We start from the raw sequence: 22,469 nt of genomic DNA, 5'->3' as shown, positions 1-22,469 counted from the left end.
CAGATCAGGAGAGAGGGCCGTCGTCCGTCGGCCGCGTCTGCGGCGGTCGTACGGTCTGGTGGTGGGCGAAGTAGTCGACCAGCGCCGGGGCCGGTGCGGCCACGGCGACCGGTGTGCCGTTCGTCCGCAGCGAGGTCGTCGCCGCCGCCGCGCAGGCCACCGCCTCGCGGGCGGCCACCGGGGAGGTCTCGGTGGGGCCTCCGGTGGCGGCGAAGCGCAGGAACTCGTCGACCAGCGCCCGGTCCGCGCCGCCGTGCAGACCGTCCTCCTGTGCGGGGACGGCGACGTCGAGGTCGGCGTCCTGGCGGTAGCCGGACCGGCGCCGGTTCCAGACCTTGATGGTGGCGGGGTCGCCGTCGATGCCGTCGCCGAAGTTCTCCAGGCGGCCCTCGTCGCCGATGACGGTGTAGTTGCGCCAGTAGTCGGGGGTGAAGTGGCACTGCTGGTAGCTGGTGAGCACGCCGTTGTCCAGACGGCCGAGCATCATGCTGAGGTCTTCGATGTCGATGACCGGGTTGAGATCGCGCAGGGCCGACGGCGGCCAGACGTCGGGGTCGTACCAGTCGGGCATCCGCTCACCGCCGGGTACGGGAGTCTGCGCGGCGCGGCGCGGATTGTCACCGTAGACGGCGAGGGTGCCGTGGGCGACGACGTCCCGTGTGTAGCCGCCGGCCAGCCAGTGGATCACATCGAGGTCGTGGGCGCCCTTCTGCAGCAACAGCCCGTTGGTGTGGGCCCGTTCGGCGTGCCAGTCCTTGAAGTAGAAGTCCCCGCCGTGACCGACGAAGTGGCGGCACCAGATGGAACGCACGGTGCCGATCTCCCCCTTGTCGATCAGCTCCCGCATCCGGCGCAGCATCGGCAGATGGCGCAGGTTGTGGCCGACGTACAGCCGGGTGCGGGAGCGGAAGGCGGCGGCGAGCAGGGAGTCGCAGTCCTCGACGGTGATCGCGAGGGGTTTCTCCACGAACACGGCGGTCCCGGCGTCGAGGAAGAACAGCGCGGGCCCGGTGTGCAGATGGTCGGGGGTGAGGACGAACACCGCGTCCAGGCCGTCGTCGAGCATGTCCTCGTACCGCTCGTGCACCGTGACGTCCGGCCCGAACAGCCGCCTCGCGTCCTTGCGGCCACGGGAGTCGGGGTCGGCGCAGGACACCACCCGCGCGACGCCGGGCCGGTTCGCCAGGGTGGCCAGGGGGGCGCGCTGGCCGACTCCCACCACTCCGACGCGCAGTTCGGCGTGCGGTGGCTCGGTGTCCGCCGGCTGGGCATGGTCGTCCATGTACCCGTCCCTTCGGTTCGGTGCTTCAGATCAGGTCAGGTCAAGTCGAGTCAGTTCAGGTCGAGTCGGTTCGGTTCAGTTCGATTCGTCGTTACGGGACGTGTCGCGCCGTGGGGCGGTCGGGGCCGCCAGGCCGTCGCTGAGCAGTCGGCTGTCGACCTCGTCGAGAGCCAGGCGTACGGCACCCAGGGCCACGCTCTCGTCGCCGAGCGTCGAGGCACGCAACTCCGGCAGGCGCAGGCAGTGTTTGGTGAGTTCCTGGCGCAGCGGCTCCAGGACGACATCGGCGGACCGCGAGAAACCACCGCCGTACACGACGACCTGGGGGTCCAGGGCGAGGACGAGGGCGGCGACACCGACGGCGAGGTCGCGGGTGTAGCGGCGGACGGCGGTCCTGGCCTGCCGGTCGCCCTCCCGGGCCGCCTGGAACACCCAGGCCGCGGCCTCGCCCGGCGCCGCCGTGGCCGGGACACCGGGGCAGGTTTCGAGGTGGGCGGGCGCGCTGAGCCACCGTACGGCCTTGAGGGCGCCGATCTCCCCTGCGGCGCCGCCGTGACCGCGGCGCAGGGCCCCGTCCAGGATCAGCCCCGCGCCGGTGCGCAGCCCCGCGAGGAGGAACACGATGTCGTCGGCGTCCGAGGCGACCCCTTTCCAGCGCTCGGCGACGGCGGCGAGCTTGCAGTCGTTCTCCACCTGGATCGGGCAGGCGAACCGGGCGGCGAGGTGCGCGACCGGGTCGGCGGTGAGCCAGCCGGGCAGCGGGGTGGACAGTGTGGTGCGCCCGCTGGCGTCGACCGGACCGGTCACCCCGACGGTGACCGCCCAGATGTCGGCCGGTGCCATGCCGGCGCTCCGCAGCACCTTGTCGATCGTGCGGTCCACGGCCGCGAGCCGTGCCCCGGGTGCCGCCTCGGGGTCGACCGGGCGGCGCAGGGTGTGGACGAGGTTGCCCTCCAGGTCGCTCAGCATGACGAGGATCTTGTGGACCCCGATGTCGATGCCGAGCACATGACCGGCGTCGGCGCGGAAGCGGAAGCGGCGGGCCGGGCGCCCGACGACACTGCTGGCGCCCGGTTCCTCGACCTCCGCCCAGCCGTCGCCGACCAGGGACTGCACCAGGACGTCGACGGCGGGCCGGGACAGCCCGGCCCGGCCCGCGAGTTCGGTGACCGTCGAGGGAGGACTGCCGCGCAGCGCCCACACGATGGACAGCATGTTCATCTCGCGCATCCGGGACAGGTCTGTTCCGGTCGTCGCCATGTGGTGCTCCCTGAAGGGGGCGGGTCCCCGCCGCTGGATAATGCTGAGCAGTTTACTAATGCGGGCCGAGGCCGTGGAGAACCGCCGGCCTCCCCCTTCGGGCGTCAGGCGATGGGATAGCGCTGCTCCGTCCCGGGATCGACGGCAGGTGCGAAGTCGACCTCGCGGCCGTCGAGCGTGAAGCGGTACCGGTCCAGCCGCCGCACCTGCGGGCGTGCGGCCAAGTAGGCGCTCATGTCCTCCAGTTCGTCGGGGTGCAGCCAGCCGGGCGGGTCGGAGACGGCCCGGAAGCCGCAGATGTCGGCGAGGTCGCGCAGCCACCGCTGCTGTTCGTCGGTGAGCAGGTTGAGGCGGCTGCGGAAGTAGACGACATCCGGGTCGACCTCCAGCAGCGGTGACTGCCACAGCCGGTGCAGGGTGTTGACGACCGCGTTGCGGGCCAGCGCGTCGGACGGGTCCTGGGTGGCGTAGTGCTCCCACAGCGGGGCGACGTCCGGCCCGCTGCGGATACCGTCGATCAGCCCGAGGGAGGGCAGCAGCGGCGCGCCACTGCCGAGCAGGTACGCGTCCTCGCCCGCCGCCTCCCGGACGACGCGCAGCCCGAGCCGGTACGCCTCCTCGCGCCCCGGATCCCCGGCCCGTACGCCGGGGACGGTGGCGGCCCCGATGAAGTCGAGCTTGAGATAGGTGAAGCCCCACTCCCGGCTCACCCGGTGGATCGTCTCGCGCACATGGTCCTGCGCCGCGGGCCGGGTCAGGTCGAGGGTGAAGTAGCCGGTGCCCCAGTTGTGTCCGGCCACCACGGGCTCGCCCCGCTCGCCGCGCAGCAGCAGTTCGGGGCGATCCCGGGCGGTACGGGACTCAGGGTGGACGATGAACGGGGCGATCCACAGTCCCGGGCGCAGTCCGGCGTCCGTGATGCGGTCGGCCAGTGCCTTCATCCCGGAGGGGAACTTCGCGTTCGGCTCCCAGTCGCCGACGATCTGTTCCCAGCCGTCGTCGACCTGGACGACGTCGAAGGGCAGCCCGCGCAGGGCGGTGATGTCCTTGGTGAGCTGCTGTTCGGTGATGTTCTCGTAGTACGCGTACCAGCTGCACCACACATTGCCCGCCCGCTTGTCGCTGTGGCCGAGGCGGGCGGCGAGGTGGCGGGTGTAGGCGGCGAAGACCTCCTCCTCGCCGCCGTGGGCGAGGAACCACGGTGCTCCGTCGCGCTCGGACCAGCCGGCGAGCGTGTCCCGGTCCGCCGACAGACGCGGGACGTCCCCGCCGAGCGCGCCCAGCAGCAGCACCTGTCCGTCGGCTCCCTGGAGGGCGGCGACGGCGGAGGAGTGGTGACGGGCGGGGTCGTCCCACACGGTGTCGTCGGCGGTGAGCCGGCGTTCGGCGCTCTCGATGCGCAGCGGGGCGCCGGAGAGGCGACGCCAGCCGCAGGGGCTCCAGGAGTTGTGCCCGTGGCGGTAGAACAGCGCGTCGCCGAGGCCGTGCAGGACGGCCACACGGCCAGGGGGGAGCAGCAGTCCGCCGTCGACGACCTGGGGCGGGGTGTCGCCTTCGAGTTCGAGGGCGAGGGTACGTCCGCCGAGGTCTGCGAGCTGGGCCATGGATCTCCTTGCGTCCGGATTGCGGAGGGGCGGGCGAGGGGGAGAGGGGTGAGCGGGGGATGAGCGAGGGGTGAGCGAGGGGTGAGCAGCCTGCGGGGCGGCTACTTGAAAAGGTCGTTGACCTTGTCGTTGACCGACTTCAGCGCGGCGGCGGGCTTCTCCCTGCCGAGGATCGCCGACTGGACGGCGTCCTGGACCAGGGGGTTGATCTCGGTGCCGTGCTCGGTGACCGGCAGCTGGAAGGTGCCGTCCTCGGTGGCCGCCACATCGGTGAAGGCGCTGACGTCGTGGCCCTTGGCCCGGTGCGCGGCGAGGGCCTTCGCGGTGGCGGACTTGAGTGCCGGGAAGACGACGGCCTTCTCGGCGACGAGGTTCTGGCAGTCGGGCGAGGCGAGGAACTTGACCCACTTCCACGCCTCGTCCGGGTGCTCGGTACCGGCGTAGATGGCGTCGGAGAGCCCGTTGATGGCGCTCTTGCGGCCTTCCGGTCCCGTCGGCAGTGGTGCGAAGGCGAACTTCTGCCCGGCCTTGGGGTCGGTGAAGGTGGAGATGGTCCAGGAGCCGGAGACCATGATGGCGCCCTTGCCCGCGATGAGCAGTTCGGAGTTGGCGACGGACGACTGCTTGTCGAAGCGGGGCGAGTACCCCTTGTCGATGAGGTGCTTGAACCAGGCGATGGTCTCGGCCAGCTCGGGGTCGTCGTAGTTGTAGTGGGTGCCCCACGGGTTCTTGTCGAGATAGGTGAAGCCGTTGGACACGGCCAGGTCTCCCCAGCCGTTCTGGCCCTGGGAGCCGTCGGCCCACTCGGGCAGGAACCCGTAGGTCTTCACATGGTTCTTGTCGAAGCCGGGGTCCAGTCCGTCGCGCCCCTCGGTGTCGACGGTGGCCTTGGCGATGGTCTCCTCGAACGTGCCGCCGTCGGTGGGGTTCCAGGTCAGCTCGCCCAGTTCGGCGGCGTCCACGCCCTGCTTCTTGAGCTGACCGGTGTTGTAGGCGAGCGCCATGGTGTCCCAGTCCTTGGGCAGTCCGTAGCGCTTGCCGTCCTTGACCCAGGTGTCGGCGAGCCCCGACTGGTACGCGGACAGGTCCACCTTGTCGCGGTCCACCAGCGGTTGCAGGTCCAGGAGCTGGTTGCTGGTGGCGAACTGCGGATAGTAGGACGCCTGGTCCGTCCACACGTCCGGGGCTCCGCCGGAGGTGAGCTGGGTGGTGAGGTTCTGCCAGTACTGGGCCCACGCGGTCTGCGTGATCTTGACGGTGATGTCGGGGTTGGCCTTCTCGAAGGCGGTCGCGCACTCCTGGTAGGCGGGCAGCTGCTTGTCGTCCCACAGCCAGTAGTCGAGGGTCGTCCTTCCTCCGGCGGCGTCGTCGCCGGAACCGCCGCAGGAGACGAGGGTGGTGGTGGCGCACAGGCAGAGCAGGGCGGCGCCGAGGCGCAGGTGCTTGGAACTCATCGCGGGACCTCTTTGACGGGTACGGGAAGGGACGTCGACGGGACGGGGACGGGGCGAGTGGGTGTCATGTGCGACCGGTGCGTGGGCGTCACTTGATGCCGGTGAAGTTGAGCGACTCCACCAGGCGCCGGCCGAGGACGATCAGCAGTACGAGGACGGGCAGGACGGAGAGCGCCGAGCCGGCCATCAGACCGGTCCAGTCGGGCTGGGCGTTGGGCGACTGCTGCTGGAAGATGCCGAGCGCCACGGTCAGGACGCGGGTCTCCTCCTCGCGGCCCGTCAGCAGCGGCCACAGGTAGTCCTTCCAGGACCAGACCGTGGTGGTGAGCCCGATGGTGATGAGGGGGCCGCGGCTCATCGGCATCACGATCCGCCAGAAGACCCCCCCAGGAGCCGACGCCGTCCAAGGTGGCCGCCTCCTCCACGTCGCGGGGGATGGACAGGAAGAACTGCCGCAGGAAGAACACCGCGAACGGCGTCATGAGCACGCTCGGGGCGACCATCCCGGCGAAGGTGTTCAGCCAGCCGAGGTTTTTCACCAGGACGAAGTTGGGCAGCACGGTGAAGATCGGCGGCACCATCAGCGCGGCGATCAGCACCCCGAAGACCGCGTCCCGGCCGGGGAAGCGCAGCCGGGCGAAGGCATAGCCGGCCATCGCGCAGAACAGCGTCTGCAGTACGGCGATCAGCCCGCTGTAGACGACGGAGTTGAGCAGATAGCGCAGGAAGTCCAGGTGGGCGCCCGAGCCGCCCGCCGCCTGCGCCTCGGCCTGGCTGGTCAGCCCGAGCACCCGCAGGAAATTGATCATCGTGGGGTGGTCGGGGACGAGACCGGTGGAGTCGGAGTAGATGTCGGCCGCCGGGGTCAGGGCGGTGCGGATCATCCAGTAGAACGGGAAGACGGTCACGAACAGCGCGACGCAGAGCAGTGTCCAGGCGGCGATCCGGCCGGGCGAGATCCTGCGCCGCGCGCCCTTGCGCGGAGCCGTGCCCGCAGCCTTGCCCGGGGCCGGAATCAGGGTCGGGGTCATGGTGTGCCTCCTCAGGCCAGGTCGGAGCGGGAGGCACGCAGCAGCCGCATCTGCACCGCGGTCAGCACGCCGAGGATCACCGCGAGCACCACGGCCACGGCGGAGGCGTAACCCATCCGGAAGTTCGTGAACGCCTGCTCGTAGATGTAGAAGTAGATGACCCGGGTCGCGCTGACCGGGCCGCCCTTGGTGGTGACCGCGACCGTGTCGAAGATCTGGAACGAGCCGATCAGCGACACCACCAGCACGAGGGCGAGGACGGGCCGCAGCAGCGGCAGCGTGATCCTGGTGAACATGCGCCACTCGCCGGCGCCGTCCAACGAGGCGCTCTCGTACAGGTGATGGGGGACCTGGAGCATCCCCGCGTAGAGCAGCAGGGCCGTGTACCCGCTGTACGCCCAGGTGTTGACCCCGGCCACGGTCGGCATCGCCCAGGTGGGCGAGGTGAAGAAGCCGGTGGCGCCGACGCCGAGGGCTTCGAGGATGTGGTTGACGAAGCCGAGGTTGGCGTCGAGCATCCACATCCACAGCAGGCCGACGGTGACGTTGGGCACCAGCCAGGGCACCAGCAGGATCGCCCGCAGGGCCACCGACCGGGTCAGCCGGTGCATGAGTGTCGCGAGGAGCAGCCCCAGCACGGTCTGGGCGCCGATGTTGAGGACGACGTAGTAGCCGGTGACCTTGAGGGCGTTGAAGAACTGCTCGTCGCCGATGAGTTGGCGGTAGTTGTCCACTCCGGCGAAGGCCGGATCGGTGAGCAGGTTGTAGTCGGTGAGCGAGTAGTAGATGCCGCGCAGGGTCGGATACGCGTAGAACAGCGCGAACCCGGTCAGTGCGGGCGCCAGGAACAGCCAGGCGGCCTTGCGGTCGTCGCGCTTTTTGCGTGCTCCGCCCTTCGTACGGGCCGTGCCCGAACCGTCCGGATCGGCACCGGCGCTCTTCTGCGGCGGCGCAACTGCGGTGTCGGCGCCCATGGTTCCCCTTCGAAGAGATCTGCGCCGCACCTCTTGTCAGTTCGGCACCGTGGTCACATATTGATGAGCAACAGCGAAAGTTTGTCAATGCTGACTCATAAAGAATCCGGCGGCATGTCCCCACCCGGTCACCACCCGATACCGGAGGTCGATCCCGTGCGCACCTTCGCGCAGCGACGCGGCAGAAATGTCGTGGCCGCGCTCTGTTCCACCGCTCTGGCCCTCGCCCTGGCGGCCCTCCCGAGCGGCTCCTACGCGGCGCCCGACGACCCGTCGGCGACTGTCCCCGCGACCCCCTCGACGGCCACCGCGGCCTCCGCGCAAGGGGCCCCGGTCCGCCCGTCCCCGGGCCCGGCGCCCGACCCCTCGCTCACGGCCCACGCCCTCACCCGCGCCGACGCGCCGCTGGACAACCCGCTCAAGGGCTTCGCCCGCTTCTACCAGCCGGGCGGCAACCAGAACACCGGCTATCCGCACTCACTGACCTGGAGCTACTTCGGACTCTCCGAGGTCATGAACGACTCCTCGGACTGCGGGCACTACGACTGGGACGTCCTGGACGACGCGCTCGGCGAAACCGCCTCCTACGGCAACCAGGCCGCCGTCCGCTTCTACATCGAGTACCCGGGCGGTTCGGGCACCCATCCCGCGAACGCCGTCCCGCCGTGCTTCGCCGGGCACGTCGCCAACCGTGTCAACGCGTACTGGAACACCACCAGCCCCGACTACGACAGCGCCTATCTGCTGGACGCGCTCAAGGACTTCATCGCCGCGTTCGGCGCCCGCTACGACAACGACCCGCGGATCGGGTTCATCCACCTGGGTCTCGTCGGCCTCTGGGGCGAGTGGCACACCTGGCCGTACGACACCGACACCTCGGGCGACTCGTACCCGAACCTCATGCCCACGGACGCGCACGGCGCCGAGCTCATCCGCGCGTACGCCGCCGCCTTCACCCGCACCAAACTGGAGGTCCGGTACCCGGAGTCCGGGGGCGCCGCGGCCAACAGCCTGCCCACCGTGGGCTATCACGACGACTCCTTCTGCTTCCGCGAGGGCTCGCCGCCGGCCGGAGTCACCCTGCCCGTCTCGATGGGCGGCGCGTCCTACTCCCAGCTGCAGAAGGCCCTCGACCAGGGCGTGGAGAACCGGTGGACCACGGCCTCCATGGGCGGCGAGGTACGCCCCGAGATCCAGTCCACCGCCTTCGACGACTGGCCCGGCGGTTCCGGCGCCGTCGACGACATGAAGGCGTGCCTGGAGCTGGACCACACCACCTGGAAGATCAACGAGGGAAGCGCCGGCTACGACCCCGGCAACGCCAAGGTGGGTGCCGCCGTCCGGCAGATGGGCTACGACCTCACCGCCGACCACGCCTACTTCCAGGACACCGCGCAGGGCACCACCAAGGTGGGTGTGCGGCTCACCAACAACGGGGTGGCGCCGTTCTACTACCCCTGGACGGTCAGCCTCGGCCTCAAGGACGCGTCCGGCAACGTCGTGAGGAACTGGGCCACACCCTGGGACCTGCGCAAGGTCATGCCCATGAAGATCCGCGCCTTCCCCGACTGGGGTGTGGGCGCCGACCCCACCCACCTCGACTACGGCCACCCCCGGTACTTCGACACGTCCGTCGACCTCTCCGGTGTCACGGCCGGCTCCTACCAGCTGGTGATGAAGGCCAGGAACCCCCTGGAGGACGTGAGCGCGAGCGCCAAGAAGCTGCGCTTCGCCAACACCGGCCAGAACGCCGACGGCTGGCTCGGCCTGGGCGCCATGACGGTGGGCTCCGCAAGCGGCACCCCGCGCGGCTACGAGGCGGAGGCATCCGGAAACACCCTCACGGGCACGGCCCGGACGGCCGACTGCACCGGCTGCTCCGGCGGCTCGAAGGTCGGGTACGTCGGCAACGGCGCCGCCCTCACCTTCAACGACGTCGACGGAGGCAGCGGCGGCACCAGGACGGTCACCGTCCACTACGCGAGCGCGGAGTCCCGCTCGGCCACCGTGCAGGCCGGCGGGGGTACGCCGAAGACCGTCTCCTTCCCGCCCACGGCGGACTGGGCCACCACCGGGACGACCACGGTGACCCTGGACCTGAACGCCGGGACGGGCAACCGCATCACCATCGCCAACGGTTCGGGCTGGGCACCCGACATCGACCGCATCACCGTGAGCTGACGGTCCCGTACCGCCGGTGCCGGCCGAAGCCCGCGCGCTTCGGCCGGCACCTCACGTACCGCCGTCTTTCACACAGACGCCACGCGCCCCTTCCCTGACGTTTGTTGCTCTTGGAACACTCCGATAGCGCAGGTTCCGGCATGCGCAGGTCCGTCCGTCAGTCGCCCCCGTACACGTCAGGACGAGAGGTCACCCAGTCATGACCGAAGTGAATCGGCGCCGTTTCCTGCAGCTCGCGGGCGGTACCGCGGCGTTCACCGCGCTGTCGGAGAGCATCGCCAAGGCCGCCTCGATCCCCGCGGGCTACCACCGCGGCACCATCGAGGATGTCGAGCACGTGGTCGTCCTCATGCAGGAGAACCGTTCCTTCGATCACTACTTCGGTGCGCTCAGGGGTGTCCGCGGTTTCGGCGACCCGCACCCGGTCGCCCTCGACAACGGCAAGTCCGTCTGGCACCAGTCCGACGGCACGAAGGACCTCCTGCCCTTCCACCCGGAGGCCGACGACCTCGGTATGCAGTTCCTTGAGGGCCTGCCGCACAGCTGGCCCGACGGGCACGCCGCCTACAACGGGGGCAAGTACGACAAGTGGGTCCCCGCGAAGGGCGCCACGACCATGGCGTACCTGACCCGCGAGGACATCCCGTTCCACTACGCGCTCGCCGACACCTTCACGGTCTGCGACGCGTACCACTGCTCGTTCATCGGCTCCACCGACCCGAACCGCTACTACATGTGGACGGGCTTCACCGGCAACGACGGCAAGGGCGGCGGCCCGGTCCTCGGCAACGACGAGCTGGGCTACGACTGGACGACCTACCCCGAGCGCCTGGAGGAGGCCGGGATCTCCTGGAAGGTCTACCAGGACATCGGCAACGGCCTCGACGCGGCCGGCTCCTGGGGCTGGATCTCGGACGCCTACCGCGGCAACTACGGCGACAACTCGCTCCTCTACTTCAACAAGTACCGCAACGCCAAGGCCGGCGACCCGCTCTACGACAAGGCCCGCACCGGCACCGACGCCCGCAAGGGCGAGGGCTACTTCGACCGGCTGCGCGCCGACGTCGTGGGCGGCACGCTGCCGCAGGTCTCCTGGATCGCCGCCCCCGAGGCGTTCTCCGAGCACTCCAACTGGCCCTCCAACTACGGCGCCTGGTACATCTCCCAGGTCCTGGAGGCACTCACCGCCGACCCGAAGGTCTGGGCGAAGACGGCCCTGTTCATCACGTACGACGAGAACGACGGCTTCTTCGACCACCTTGTGCCGCCGCTGCCGCCGCGCTCCGCCGACCAGGGCAAGTCCACCGTCGACGTCGGCCCGGACCTCTTCGCGGGCAGCTCGAAGTACGTCGCGGGACCCTACGGCCTCGGCCCGCGCGTGCCCATGCTCGTCGTCTCGCCCTGGAGCAAGGGCGGTTACGTCTGCTCCGAGACCCTCGACCACACCTCGATCGTCCGCTTCCTGGAGCGCCGCTTCGGGGTCGAGGAGCCCAACATCTCGCCCTGGCGCCGGGCCGTCTGCGGCGACCTGACCGCCGCGTTCGACTTCTCCCGCAAGGACAGCAAGCCGGCCCGCCTCCCGGACACCGACGCGTACGAGCCGCAGGACAAGGACCGGCACCCGGACTACAGGCCCACCCCGCCCGCCGACCCGAAGCTGCCCCGGCAGGAGCGCGGTCTGCGGCTCGCCCGCCCCCTGCGGTACGCGCCCTGGATCGACGGCTCGGCGGACGCGAAGGCCGGGAAGTTCACGCTGGCCTTCGCCTCGGGCAAGAAGGCCGGCGCCTCCTTCCACGTGACCTCCGGGAACCGCACCGACGGCCCCTGGACGTACACCACCGAGGCGGGCAAGAGCGTCTCGGACACCTGGAACTCCGCGTACTCGAACGGTTCGTACGACCTGACCGTGCACGGGCCCAACGGCTTCGTACGCGTCTTCAAGGGGCCCGGCGCGACCGCCGGACCCGAGGTCACCGCCCGCCACGACGGCGACGACATCGAGCTGACCCTCACCAACAAGGGCGCCCGCACGGTGACCCTGAAGCTCACCGACGGCTACGGCGGCAGGCCCAGGTCGTTCAAGGTACGGCCCGGCGCCACCGTGCAGCACACGGTGGACCTGCGGGAGAGCAGGCGCTGGTACGACCTCACCGTCGTCTCCGACGCGGACGCCTCGTTCCTGCGCCGGTTCGCCGGGCACGTCGAGAACGGCCGGGTGGGCGTCAGCGACCCGGCGATCGCGTCGGCCTAGAGGGCACATCGGCCGTTCTGGTCCCGTCTGGTCCCGCAGGGCCGTATTGGTCACGCGGGACCGGACTGGTCATGTACCTGCGGGGTCGGGATAGTGTGCCCCGGTGACCACGCATTCGAACACAGTTGCAGGCTGGTATCCGGATCCGCAGGGTGCGCCCCAGACCCTGCGGTACTGGGACGGAACCCAGTGGACCGAGCACACCAACCAGAACCAGGGGCAGGCGCAGCAGCCGCCGGCGGGCGCCGACCCGCGCGTCCAGAAGCAGGTGCATCAGCAGGCCGGTGTCGCGCCGAACGCGGCCGGCGCCGGCACCCTGTTCACCGAGCCGGTCCTGGTGGTGAACCAGAAGGCCAAGCTGATCGAGCTGACCAACGAGTACAAGGTCATGGACCAGCAGGGCAACCAGCTCGGCTCGGTCGTACAGGTCGGCCAGAGCGCGCTGAAGAAGGTGCTGCGCTTCGTCTCCAGCCTCGACCAGTTCATGACGCACAAGCTGGAGATCCGTGACGCGTACGGTCAGCCGCAGTTGCTGCTGACCCGGCCGCGCAAGTTCCTGAAGTCCCGGGTGCTCGTGGCGCGTGCGGACGGTACGCCGGTCGGCGAGATCGCCCAGCAGAACATGTTCGGGAAGATCAACTTCGCGATCAAGGTCGACGGACAGCAGATCGGCGCGATCAAGGCCGAGAACTGGCGTGCGTGGAACTTCGCGATCGTCGACCACTCCGACACCGAGGTCGCCCGGATCACCAAGACCTGGGAAGGCCTCGCGAAGACGATGTTCACCACTGCGGACAACTACGTCCTGCAGATCCACTTCCAGCTGCCCGAGCCGCTGCTGAGCCTCGTGATCGCGACGGCGCTGACCGTCGACACGGCGCTCAAGCAGGACTCGCGCGGGTTCGGGTGACCGCCGGTCAGGACCGGTTAACGGACGAAGGGCGACCACGGACATCCGCGGTCGCCCTTCCTGTGTCCGCCGCCCGCGCGCGGGGCGTCACAGCGAGGTGAGATGCCCCGGCTTCGGCTGCCGCGGCAGCATCGACGGTTCGTACGCGGCCGAGTCGGGCTCCAGCGCGAGCACCGCCGCCACCGGATGCTGTTCCTCTTCCTGTGCCTCCAAGGCCACCGTCGGAGGCACTGACACCGCCAGCGGCACCGGGTCCCGCGTGGAACGCGACAGCGTCACCACACCCCAGGCCGCGACCGCGGCACCGGCCCCCGCGAGGAGCAGCCCCGCCACCCCGCCCTGCAACTGCTCGCCGAGCAGCGTCAGGCCGATGACCACGGCGGCGATCGGATTGGCCAGCGTCACCACGGCCAGCGGCGCGCCGAGCCCGCCCTTGTAGGCGGTCTGCGACAGCAGCAGGCCGCCCGCGGCGAAGGCCGCGACCAGCAGGGCCACCACGATCACCTGCCCGCTGAACAGCGGACCCGTGCGGTCCGTCGCGGCGACCGTGACGGTCTGGGTGAGCGCCGAGGCGACGCCCGAGGCGAAGCCGGACGCCGACGCGTGCCGGAGCCCGGGGCGGGCGCCCGGCCGGGCCAGGACACCGATGACGGTAGCGGTGGCACCTGTCACGGCCAGCGCCTGCGGGAGGCTCAGCACGTCGTCGGGCGCGGGCCCGGACGCCGTCACGAGCACCGCGGAGAGCCCGATCAGCGTCAGCGCCGTACCGCGCCACTCGACCGGGGTGACCCGCCGGCCCGCCAGCCGTGCGCCCAGCGGCACCGCGGCGACGAGCGTGAGCGCGCCGAGCGGCTGGACGAGGGTGAGCGTCCCGTACTTCAGGGCGGCCACGTGCAGCAGCGCGGCCCCGGCGTTGAGACCGACCGACCACCACCAGGCACCGCGGCCCAGCAGACGCAGTACGCCGGAGTCCGTGCTCCGGGCGGCCAGCCTCTCCTGTGCCACCGCGGCGCCCGCGTAGGCGACGGCGGAGAACAGCGACAGGACGACGGCGAGAAGGGTCGCGCTCATCGCCGCGCCCCCACGAGCGCGGGCTCTTCCGGTACGCCGCCGGGGGCGTCCCGCCCACCGGCCGCATGCGGTACGGGCCTGCCGGCGTCCCCTGTGTCCTCGGCGCCCTCGGCCGCCGGGCCGGACCCGGCGGCGGCCGGTGCCCTGCGGGGCGGGCGCACGACGGCGAGGACGATCCCGAGGAGGGCGGCGGCCACGATCGCGTCCAGCCAGTAGTGGTTCGCCGTCCCGACGATCACCAGCAGGGTCAGCAGCGGGTGCAGCAGCCACAGCCACCGCCACCGGGAGCGGGTCGCGGCGATCAGGCCGATCGCGACCATCAGGGCCCAGCCGAAGTGCAGCGACGGCATCGCCGCGAACTGGTTCGAGAGGGAGTCGGTCTCGGGGGAGGCGCCGTACACCGTGGGCCCGTACACCTGGCCGGTGTCCACGAGGCCCGTCGCGGCGAGCATCCGCGGCGGTGCGAGCGGGAATGTGAGATGCACCACCAGCGCTGCGGCGGTGACCGCGGCGAGCACCCGGCGGGCCCACGTGTAGTGCCCCGGACGGCGCAGATACAGCCACACCAGGAAGGCCGCCGTGGCGGGGAAGTGCACTGTCGCGTAATAGGTGTTGACGAGGTGGACGAGGGTGTCGCCGTGCAGCACGGCGGACTGCACGGAGCCCTCACCGGGCAGGTGGAGGAACCGTTCGAGGTCCCACACGCGGTGGGCGTTGCCGAAGGCCTCGGCGGTGTGGCCGGTGGCCAGCTGACGGCCGAGTTTGTAGACGAGGAAGAGCCCCGCGACGAGCAGGACCTCACGGACAAGGGGTGGCCGCGATATCGCGGCGGATCCCTTCTGTGCAGGCTCGGTTGGGAGTTCCATCCCCCGGCCCCTTTGCTTGACGGTCTCAACGATGCTGATGCGTGGTGAGCCCAGGAGGGGATCCACTCGACACAGGGGTGGGTCCTGTCCAAGGCTCATCGATACGCCAGTGTACCGATACGAAGTCGTTCCGGTACACTGGCGTATCGATAGGCTGCCGGGACGGGCCCGGGGACGAGTGAGGAGAAGAGCCATGACGTCGCAGGCAGCGGAGGGACCGGAGACGGTCGCCGCCTCGCGCCGCTCCAAGATCACGCCGGAGCGTGAGCAGGAGTTCTTCGACGCCGTGCTCGACCAGGTCCGCGAGTGCGGCTACGACGCGCTGACCATGGAAGGCGTGGCCGCCAGCACCCGGTGCAGCAAGTCCACGCTCTACCGCCAGTGGAAGACCAAGCCGCAGTTCGTGGCCGCCGCGCTGCGCGCCAACCACTGCCCCAAGTTCATCGGGATCGACACCGGCTCGCTCGCCGGTGACCTGCGCGCCGTCGCCCGTACGGCGGGCGAGCGGTCCGACGAGGACACCCGGCTCATGCAGGCCCTCGGCCAGTCCGTGATGCAGGACCAGGAACTGAAGCGCGCGCTGCGCGACGCCCTCGTCGAACCCGAACTGGACGCGCTGCGCGCCATGATCGGGCGCGCGGTCGAGCGGGGAGAGGTCACCGCCGACCATCCGGTGCTGGAGTTCGTGCCCGCGCAACTGCTCGGTGTGCTCCGGGTCAGGCCCATCCTCGAAGGACGGCCCGCGGACGCGGAGTATCTGCTGCGCTATGTGGAGGTGGCCCTGCTGCCCGCGCTGGGGCTCGCCGACCCCCCTTAGAACTCAGGCCGCCGTCCAAGGGATGACTGGACGGTGACCTGATCGCGCCGCACCGTGGGGACGGGGGCGGCGCGCACCCCCCGGCCGGGTGGGGTTCCTCTTGAGCGGAGAGGCGCTCCACCCGGCCGACTGGTGTGCCGGCAGGCGTGACCGGGGTCGCGTCCTAGACGTCCTGGCCGTTGCCGCCGCCCGCGGACTCCTTGATGCCCTTGGTGATGTCGTCGATCACGGACTGCTTGGGCGCGTCGGAGCCGACGTCGATGCCGAAGCGCACGACGACGAGCTGCTTGGCGTTGGCGGGCGCCGGGAAGACCAGCGACTCGACGTAGCCGTCGGCGCCCTTGCTGGTGACGACCTTCCAGCGGACCGCGTAGCCCTTCTGCCCCGCCACGGTGACGGCCTTCGAGGAGAGCTCCTCGTGCGAGGTGATCCTGCCGTAGCTCTTGCCGCCGTAGGACTCCTCGGCGTTCTTGGAGATGTCCTCCTTGGCCGCGGCCTCCACGGTGGTGGCCTTGAGCTCCAGGGCGAGCGCGGGGGCGGAGTAGGCGCCGCCGCGCGTGCAGGTGGCCGAGGTGTCGCCCGGGCACTTGTAGGAGTCCTTGGACGTCACCTGGGCGCCCACCTGGATGGTCGAACCGCTCCAGTCGTCGGGCACGGGGAGGCTGATGCCGTTGACCGGGTCGGCGGCGAAGCCGTCCTCGGACTGCTGCGGCTGCGGGACCCCGCTCTCGCCGCCGTCCTGGCCCTGCGGCCCGCCCGGCAGCGTCGGCGTGGGCCGGGCGCTGCTCTGCTCGGGGTTGTCCGTACCGTCGTCCGCGGTGAGTGCGTACACACCGCCGCCGATGCCCGCGAGCACCGCTATGGCGGCGGCCACGGCTATCGCCGTACGCACTCCGCGCCGGGGCCCGCCCGGCTTCGCGCCCCCGTACGGGGCGCCCGGCGGGTACGCCGGAGGACCCCATGCGGCGGCCGACTCCGCGGGGCGGGTCTGGTCCGTCCATGTACTGCCGTCCCACCAGCGTTGGGTGGCGGGACCGTCACTTGTCTGCCCGGGGTCGGGATACCAGCCGGGGGGAGTCGCCTGCGTCATGGCCCCACCGTATGAGGTGCGGGTGAAAGCCGTATGAGAGGACCCCGTTTCAGGTCACTCCAGCACCAGGCGCACCGGCTGTTCCGCGTCCCCGCGGAGCCGCGGAAAGCCGTTCCGCCCGGGGGTGAGCGAGCCGAGTACGCCGGCGTGCCGGGCGCCGGTGCTCCGCGGATCGGTGCCCGGCAGCCCGTGCGCCGTCAGGAACCCCAGCACGGCGAAGGCGTACGCCTCCTTGGCCGCCGCGGGCAGACCGAGACCGTCGGAGAGGCGGAGCGGCACTCCCGCCAGTTCCTCGCCCAGCATCGCCATGAGGACGGGATTGCGGGTCCCGCCACCCGACACGATCACCTCGGTGGCGTGGGGTGACCCGGCGCGCGGCGACCCGGGGGAGTGGGCGGACCCGTTGGTGTCCAGGCCGTGGACGGCGTCCGCCACCGTCCGGGCGGTGAGCCGGGTGAGGGTCGCGATCACGTCCTCGTCGGTCGGTCCCACGCCCTCCTCGGCCGAGGCGAGGTCCGCGAGCGCCGCGAGCAGATAGCCCTCGTGGAACAGCTCCTTGCCGGTCGTCTTCGGCGCGGGCCGCGCGTAGTACGGCTCGTCGAGCAGACGCCGCAGCAGCGGCTCGTGCACGGTGCCGCGGGCCGCCAGCGCCCCGTCGGCGTCGAAGGCGCGGCCGGTGGAACGGCGTACCGCCGCGTCGATCAGCGCGCCCGCGGGGCCCGTGTCGAACGCGGTGCCGTCGGGCGCGGTGAGGTTGGCGATGCCGCCGAGGTTCAGCGCGACCGGCGTACCCGGCCTGCCGCGCAGCCACATGAGGTCGACCAGGCTCACCAGGGGCGCGCCCTGACCGCCCGCGGCGATGTCGCGCGGCCGGAAATCCGCCACCACGGGCAGCCCGGTCGCCTCCGCGATCCAGGCGGGCTGCCCGATCTGAAGGGTGCCCCGCACCTGCCCCCCGTCGGTCCAGTGGAAGACGGTCTGGCCGTGCGAGGCGATCAACTCGGCCCGCCCTTCGCACAGTTCCTGCTGGGCGCGGACCGCGGCGGCGGCGAAGGCCTGCCCGATGAGGGTGTCCAGCCGGCACACCTCGGCGAGGGAGGTGGCCGCCGGAGGCAGGGCCGCCGCGAGGGCCTCGCGCAGACCGGGCTCGTACGCCCCGGTCACCGTCCCCAGCGGCGTCAGCACCAGGTCCGGCCCGTCGAGGCGCAGGTCGGCCGCCGCCGCGTCGATGGCGTCGTACGACGTGCCGGACATCAGACCGATCACCCGCACCTGCTCAACTCCCCTTCTCCGCCCGCTTCGTCTGTTCCCGTACGCGCTCGGCCCCGGCACCTGCCCGCGTCTCACGGAGTGTCAGGAGAGCCAGTGCGCTCACCGCACAGGTGGCCGCCGCGTAGTACGCCGGGATGTCCACGCTGCCCGTCCACTCGATCGTCTCCGTGATGATGAGCCCCGCACACCCGGAGAAGACGGCATTGGACAGGGCGTAGGCGAGTCCCAGGCCCGTGTACCGCACGCTCGTCGGGAACATCTCCGAGAGCATCGCCGGGCCGGGGCCCGCCATCAGACCCACGATCGCCCCCGCGACGAACACGGCGGCGCCCTTGAGCGCGCTCGAAGTGCCGCCGTCCTGAAGGAGGTTGAGCAGCGGGACCGCCAGCACGGTGACCAGCAGCGCGCCCGTGAGCATCACCGGCCGCCGGCCGATCCGGTCGCTCAGCAGCCCCGCCGGAAGGATCGTCGCCGCGAAGCCGAGGTTGGCCAGGACCGTGGCCACCAGCGCCTGCTGGAAGGTGGCGTTCAGTGAGCTCTGCAGATAGGAGGGGAGCACGACCAGGAAGGTGTAACCGGCGGCGGCCCAGCCCATGACACGCCCGGCGCCCAGCACGATCGCCCTCGCCACCTCACGCGCCGGGGGTGCCATCAGGGCTTGGTGTGCCTGGACGGCCCGAAAGGACGGTGTCTCGTCGAGGCGCAGGCGCAGCCACAGCGCCCCCAGCCCCATCGGCAGTGTCAGCAGGAACGGCAGCCGCCAGCCCCAGGAGTTCAGCTGTGCCCCGGTGAGCAGGGTCGCGAGGAGCGCCGCGGCCCCCGCCCCGCCCAGCAGTCCCAGCGCCACCGTGAACGACTGCCACGCCCCGTACAGCCCCCGTCTGCCCGGCGGTGCGAACTCCGTCATCACCGACACGGCCCCGCCGAACTCCCCACCCGCGGACAGCCCTTGGACCACCCGGAGGAGGGTGAGCAGCCAGGGGGCGAGGGCGCCCACCGTGGCGTACGTGGGCAGCACGCCGATCAGGGTCGTGGCGGCCGTCATGAGAACGATGACCAGGATCAGCACGGGCCGGCGGCCGACGCGGTCGCCGAGGCGGCCGAAGAGCGCCGCTCCGACGGGCCGGAAGAAGAATGCGAGCGCGAACGACGCGTACGTCCTGACCAGGGCCTCGGCCTCCGAACCGCCCTCCGGGGTGAAGAACCGGGCCGCGACGACCGTCGCGAAGTAGCCGTAGACACCGAACTCGTACCACTCGATGAAGTTGCCGACCGACCCTGCGACCAGCGCTCTTCGGGAACGCTCCGGCCGGCCGGTCCGCGGGCCGGAGCCGTGCGCCGGGGCATCCATACCGTTCCTCCCGCACTGGGGCGTGCCGACGATCCTGAAAGTCAGCTTCAGTTTGCGGTCGCTGACAGTCAATGACCTTCCCCCGCGCCGGTCCGCGGACAGGTTCGTCGACTCCTGTCCTCGGACGTCACCCATGACGGCAACAGGTGTTCCGAGCGGACTCCATCGTGCCTTCCGGAGGACTAGGCTCGAAGTCTGTACGTCGTTGGGCCGACCTGGGGAGGTAGCGGGATGACGGAGGTACGGCCGGGTGCGGCCGCCTCGGCACCGCTCTGGGAGCGCGACGCGGAAATCGCCGCGGTCACGGAGGCCGTCGACGCCCTGTGCGCCGGATCCGCCGCCGGCAGCCTCCTGGTGTTCACGGGCGAGGCGGGCATCGGCAAGACAGCACTGCTCAACCAGGTCCGCACCCTCGCGGAGAGCCGCTGCACGGTGTGGTCGGCCCGCGGCGGCGAGACCATCACGTCCGTTCCCTTCAACGTCGTCCGGCAGTTGCTCCAGCCCGCGCTCGTCGCACTGATGCCGGACGAGGCGCGCGAGTACTTCGGCGACTGGTACGACATCGCCGGACCCGCACTGGGCATAGCCGAACCCGGCGCACGCCAGGCGGACCCGCAGGGTGTGTGCGACGGACTGGTCGCCGCCGTGCGCAGGCTCGCCCGGCGCGAATGGCCCCTGGTGCTGATCGTCGACGACGCCCACTGGGCCGACCAGGAGAGCCTGCACTGGCTGGCGGCCTTCGCCGAGCGCCTCGACGATCTGCCCGTCCTCGTCGTGGTGGCCCGCCGCCCCGGCGACGCCACCGGCGAGAGCGCCCGCCACCTCGACACCCTCGGCGCGCTGTCCCGCCCCATGCCCAGTCTGCGCGCACTCACCCCGGAGGCCACGGCCGGACTCACCCGCGCCACGCTCGGCGCGCACGCCGACGCCGCGTTCTGCCGCGAGGTCTGGGCGGTCACCGCCGGGAACCCCTACGAAAGCGTGGAACTGCTCGCCAAGGTCCAGGACAGCGAACTGGAACCCGTCGAGGACTCGGCCGCCGAACTGCGCGCGCTGAACCGCGCGGCCCGCGGTCGCGGACTCGTCGACCGCCTGGAGGGGCTCGGCGTCGACGCCACGAAGTTCGCCTGGGCGGCCGCCATCCTCGGCACACAGATCTCCGTGGACCTCGCGGCCGAACTGGCCGGAATGCAACGGGAGGACGCCGAGCGCTGCGCCGTACGCCTGAGCGTGGCCCGCATCCTCACCGAAGCCGACCGGAGCCCCGGCCAACTGGACGACGGAGAGCTGGAGTTCGTCCATCCGCTCATCGCCACCGCCGTCTACCGCTCGATCCCGGACGCGCTGCGCACCGCGATGCACGGTGTGGCCGCCGCGGTCGTCACCGCGTCGGGCCTCGGCGCCGCCGCGGCCTCCCGCCACCTCCTGGAGGTCCACCCGGACGACGACCCCGAACTCGTCGAGCAGATGCGGGAGGCCGCCAGTGAACACCTCGCCGTCGGTGCCCCGGACGCGGCCCGCCGGTGCCTGGAGCGCGCACTCCTGGAACCGCCCCTCCCGGAGGTCCACGCCCGCGTGCTCTACGAACTGGGCTGCGCCACACTCCTGACCTCGCCCGCCACCACCATCGGCCATCTGCGCCAGGCACTCACGGTGCACGGCCTGGAGGCGGAAGTGCGGGTCGACGCGGTCTGCCGGCTGTCCTCGGCGCTCGTCCACAACGACCAGCTGGAGGAGGCCGTCGCGGTCGTCGACGCGGAGGCCGAACGGCTCGAACCAGGTCCCGCGCGGATGCGGCTGCAGGGCGTGCACTACATGTGGGAAGGCATCCACGCCGGCGAGGAGGACGCGCCCGGCCGCTCCCGCCGGCTGGCCCAGCTCGCCAAACCGCTCACCGGCCGCGACAACTCCGAGCGCGCCGTACTCATCCTGCGGGCCTTCGACGCCATGACCCGCGGAGAGAACGCGGAAGAGGTCGCCGAACTCTGCGACCGCTCGCTCGTCAACGGCCGCCTCGCGCCCGGCCTCGGCTGGACCGACACCGAGTGGAGCTTCGAGCTCCTCATGATGCTGGGCATCTCCTACACGTACGCGGACCGGCTCGACCGTGCCGAGAGCCTCTTCACGGAGGCCCGGCGGTCGTACGAGTCCGCCGGCTGGAGCGGTGGCCACCTGGCCCTCTCCCACGCCTTCGGCGGATACGTGCTCCGCCGGCGGGGACGCCTCAAGGAGGCGGACGAGTCACTGCGCGAGGCGCTGCGGCTCGCCGACCGGGTGGGCCGCGGGCTGCCCATGCACTGGTCCGCGGCCTGCATGCTCATCGACACGCTGCTCGCCCGCGGGCATGTCGGCGAGGCCGAGGAGATCGCCGAACGGTACTCCTTCGAGCCACCGCACCCGTCCACCATCGTCCTGCCGGACACCCACTCGATACGGGGCCGGCTGCTCATCGCCACCGGTCGTGTCGAGGAGGGCGTGAACGAGCTGGAGACCGCGGAGAAGATGTCCGAGGCCCGCGGCGGTCACAACACGGTGATGGCTCCCTGGGCGGGCGACCTCGCCCGGACCCTCGCCGTCGAGGACCCGCGCCGCGCGGCGGAGGTGGCCGCGGACGCCCGCGTCCAGGCCGAGCGCTTCGGCACCGACACGGCCATCGGCGAGGCCCTGCGCTGCGCCGCCGCGCTGGAGACCGGGCAGCGGTCGGTCGCGCTGTACGCCCAGGCGGTCACGTACCTCGAAGCGTCGCCCTGCGCGTACGAGCACGCCGCGGCCCGCGTCGAATACGGCATCGCGTCCCGCTCCCGCACAGAGATCACGAAAGCCCTGACCCTGGCCGAATCCTGCGGAGCGGACGGCCTGGTAACCCGAGCCCGCGCCGCCCTGACCGCATCCCCGTGAGCAGCAAGGCCGGCCAAGGGGCGCGGGGAACGGCGCGGCCAGCCCCCACGCACCCGCAGACCGTATGCGGCGCGCCGTGGCAGGTCCCGTCCGGCTTCCGCCTGCGGCCGAGTGGGGGCGGGCCGCGCAGTTCCCCGCGCCCCAGACGGGGCTGCCG

Annotated in this window: 15 protein-coding genes and 1 pseudogene; 5 read left to right on the top strand and 11 right to left on the bottom strand. The window is 71.2% G+C overall.

Annotated features, from left to right (window positions below; all coding sequences use genetic code 11):
• Nucleotides 1-4: 4 nt before the first annotated feature.
• The 6 genes and pseudogenes from ACFVH5_RS15445 to ACFVH5_RS15420 all read right to left on the bottom strand — a co-directional run bounded on the left by ACFVH5_RS15445 (nucleotide 5) and on the right by ACFVH5_RS15420 (nucleotide 7,605).
• Nucleotides 5-1,282 carry a Gfo/Idh/MocA family protein gene (locus ACFVH5_RS15445; protein ID WP_385834180.1) on the bottom strand — a complete coding sequence of 426 codons (1,278 nt, stop codon included), beginning with the start codon at nucleotides 1,280-1,282 and terminating at the stop codon, nucleotides 5-7.
• Between the two features lie 75 nt (nucleotides 1,283-1,357).
• Nucleotides 1,358-2,542, bottom strand: a complete 1,185-nt coding sequence (locus ACFVH5_RS15440) for an ROK family protein (RefSeq protein WP_385834179.1) — start codon at nucleotides 2,540-2,542, stop codon at nucleotides 1,358-1,360.
• Nucleotides 2,543-2,646: 104 nt separating this feature from the next.
• Nucleotides 2,647-4,146: a glycoside hydrolase family 36 protein gene (locus tag ACFVH5_RS15435; RefSeq protein WP_385834178.1), complete on the bottom strand. Its 1,500-nt coding sequence runs from the start codon at nucleotides 4,144-4,146 to the stop codon at nucleotides 2,647-2,649.
• A gap of 101 nt (nucleotides 4,147-4,247) precedes the next feature.
• Nucleotides 4,248-5,600, bottom strand: a complete 1,353-nt coding sequence (locus ACFVH5_RS15430) for an ABC transporter substrate-binding protein (RefSeq protein ID WP_385834177.1) — start codon at nucleotides 5,598-5,600, stop codon at nucleotides 4,248-4,250.
• A gap of 88 nt (nucleotides 5,601-5,688) precedes the next feature.
• Nucleotides 5,689-6,631 (bottom strand): annotated as a pseudogene (locus ACFVH5_RS15425) (carbohydrate ABC transporter permease).
• A gap of 11 nt (nucleotides 6,632-6,642) precedes the next feature.
• Complete coding sequence (locus tag ACFVH5_RS15420; RefSeq protein WP_385834175.1) at nucleotides 6,643-7,605, bottom strand: carbohydrate ABC transporter permease; 963 nt, start codon at nucleotides 7,603-7,605, stop codon at nucleotides 6,643-6,645.
• A 114-nt stretch (nucleotides 7,606-7,719) separates the two neighbouring features.
• On the opposite strand from ACFVH5_RS15420, the gene ACFVH5_RS15415 reads away from it, so the two are divergent.
• The 3 genes from ACFVH5_RS15415 (at nucleotide 7,720) to ACFVH5_RS15405 (ending at nucleotide 12,947) form a co-directional block, all read left to right on the top strand.
• Nucleotides 7,720-9,786 (top strand): carbohydrate-binding protein, encoded by a 2,067-nt coding sequence (locus tag ACFVH5_RS15415; RefSeq protein ID WP_385834174.1) that lies wholly within the window; start codon nucleotides 7,720-7,722, stop codon nucleotides 9,784-9,786.
• A gap of 199 nt (nucleotides 9,787-9,985) precedes the next feature.
• Complete coding sequence (locus tag ACFVH5_RS15410; protein ID WP_385834173.1) at nucleotides 9,986-12,037, top strand: phosphocholine-specific phospholipase C; 2,052 nt, start codon at nucleotides 9,986-9,988, stop codon at nucleotides 12,035-12,037.
• A 103-nt stretch (nucleotides 12,038-12,140) separates the two neighbouring features.
• Nucleotides 12,141-12,947: a phospholipid scramblase-related protein gene (locus tag ACFVH5_RS15405; RefSeq protein WP_384807241.1), complete on the top strand. Its 807-nt coding sequence runs from the start codon at nucleotides 12,141-12,143 to the stop codon at nucleotides 12,945-12,947.
• An 87-nt stretch (nucleotides 12,948-13,034) separates the two neighbouring features.
• Here the strand turns inward: ACFVH5_RS15405 and ACFVH5_RS15400 are convergent, their stop codons facing one another.
• Together ACFVH5_RS15400 and ACFVH5_RS15395 are read right to left on the bottom strand one after the other, a co-directional pair.
• The gene (locus ACFVH5_RS15400; protein WP_385834171.1) at nucleotides 13,035-14,018 is read right to left on the bottom strand and encodes a DMT family transporter; all 984 of its coding nucleotides are present in this window, start codon (nucleotides 14,016-14,018) and stop codon (nucleotides 13,035-13,037) included.
• Entirely contained in the window at nucleotides 14,015-14,884 is an 870-nt protein-coding gene (locus ACFVH5_RS15395; protein ID WP_385834170.1) for a phosphatase PAP2 family protein, read from the bottom strand. Before ACFVH5_RS15395 ends, ACFVH5_RS15400 begins: the two co-directional genes overlap by 4 nt.
• Nucleotides 14,885-15,077: 193 nt before the next feature.
• On the opposite strand from ACFVH5_RS15395, the gene ACFVH5_RS15390 reads away from it, so the two are divergent.
• Entirely contained in the window at nucleotides 15,078-15,701 is a 624-nt protein-coding gene (locus ACFVH5_RS15390; protein WP_384807246.1) for a TetR/AcrR family transcriptional regulator C-terminal ligand-binding domain-containing protein, read from the top strand.
• Between the two features lie 163 nt (nucleotides 15,702-15,864).
• Here ACFVH5_RS15390 and ACFVH5_RS15385 read toward each other — a convergent pair whose 3' ends face one another.
• Genes ACFVH5_RS15385 through ACFVH5_RS15375 form a run of 3 tightly spaced genes read right to left on the bottom strand, consistent with a single transcriptional unit; the run spans nucleotide 15,865 to nucleotide 19,414 of the window.
• Nucleotides 15,865-16,791 carry a DUF2510 domain-containing protein gene (locus ACFVH5_RS15385; RefSeq protein ID WP_385834169.1) on the bottom strand — a complete coding sequence of 309 codons (927 nt, stop codon included), beginning with the start codon at nucleotides 16,789-16,791 and terminating at the stop codon, nucleotides 15,865-15,867.
• A gap of 54 nt (nucleotides 16,792-16,845) precedes the next feature.
• Nucleotides 16,846-18,063, bottom strand: coding sequence for an anhydro-N-acetylmuramic acid kinase (locus tag ACFVH5_RS15380; protein WP_385834168.1), 1,218 nt, complete (start codon nucleotides 18,061-18,063; stop codon nucleotides 16,846-16,848).
• A 4-nt stretch (nucleotides 18,064-18,067) separates the two neighbouring features.
• A complete protein-coding gene (locus tag ACFVH5_RS15375; RefSeq protein WP_385834167.1) occupies nucleotides 18,068-19,414 on the bottom strand; it encodes an MFS transporter in 1,347 nt (448 codons plus the stop codon).
• Between the two features lie 231 nt (nucleotides 19,415-19,645).
• Here ACFVH5_RS15375 and ACFVH5_RS15370 point away from each other — a divergent pair, with 231 nt between their 5' ends.
• Entirely contained in the window at nucleotides 19,646-22,312 is a 2,667-nt protein-coding gene (locus ACFVH5_RS15370; protein WP_385834166.1) for an ATP-binding protein, read from the top strand.
• Nucleotides 22,313-22,469 lie beyond the last annotated feature (157 nt).

The sequence above is a fragment of the Streptomyces sp. NPDC127119 genome (genome assembly GCF_042677425.1).
GTDB lineage: Bacteria > Actinomycetota > Actinomycetes > Streptomycetales > Streptomycetaceae > Streptomyces.
This window is presented reverse-complemented; position numbering and strand designations above follow the sequence as displayed.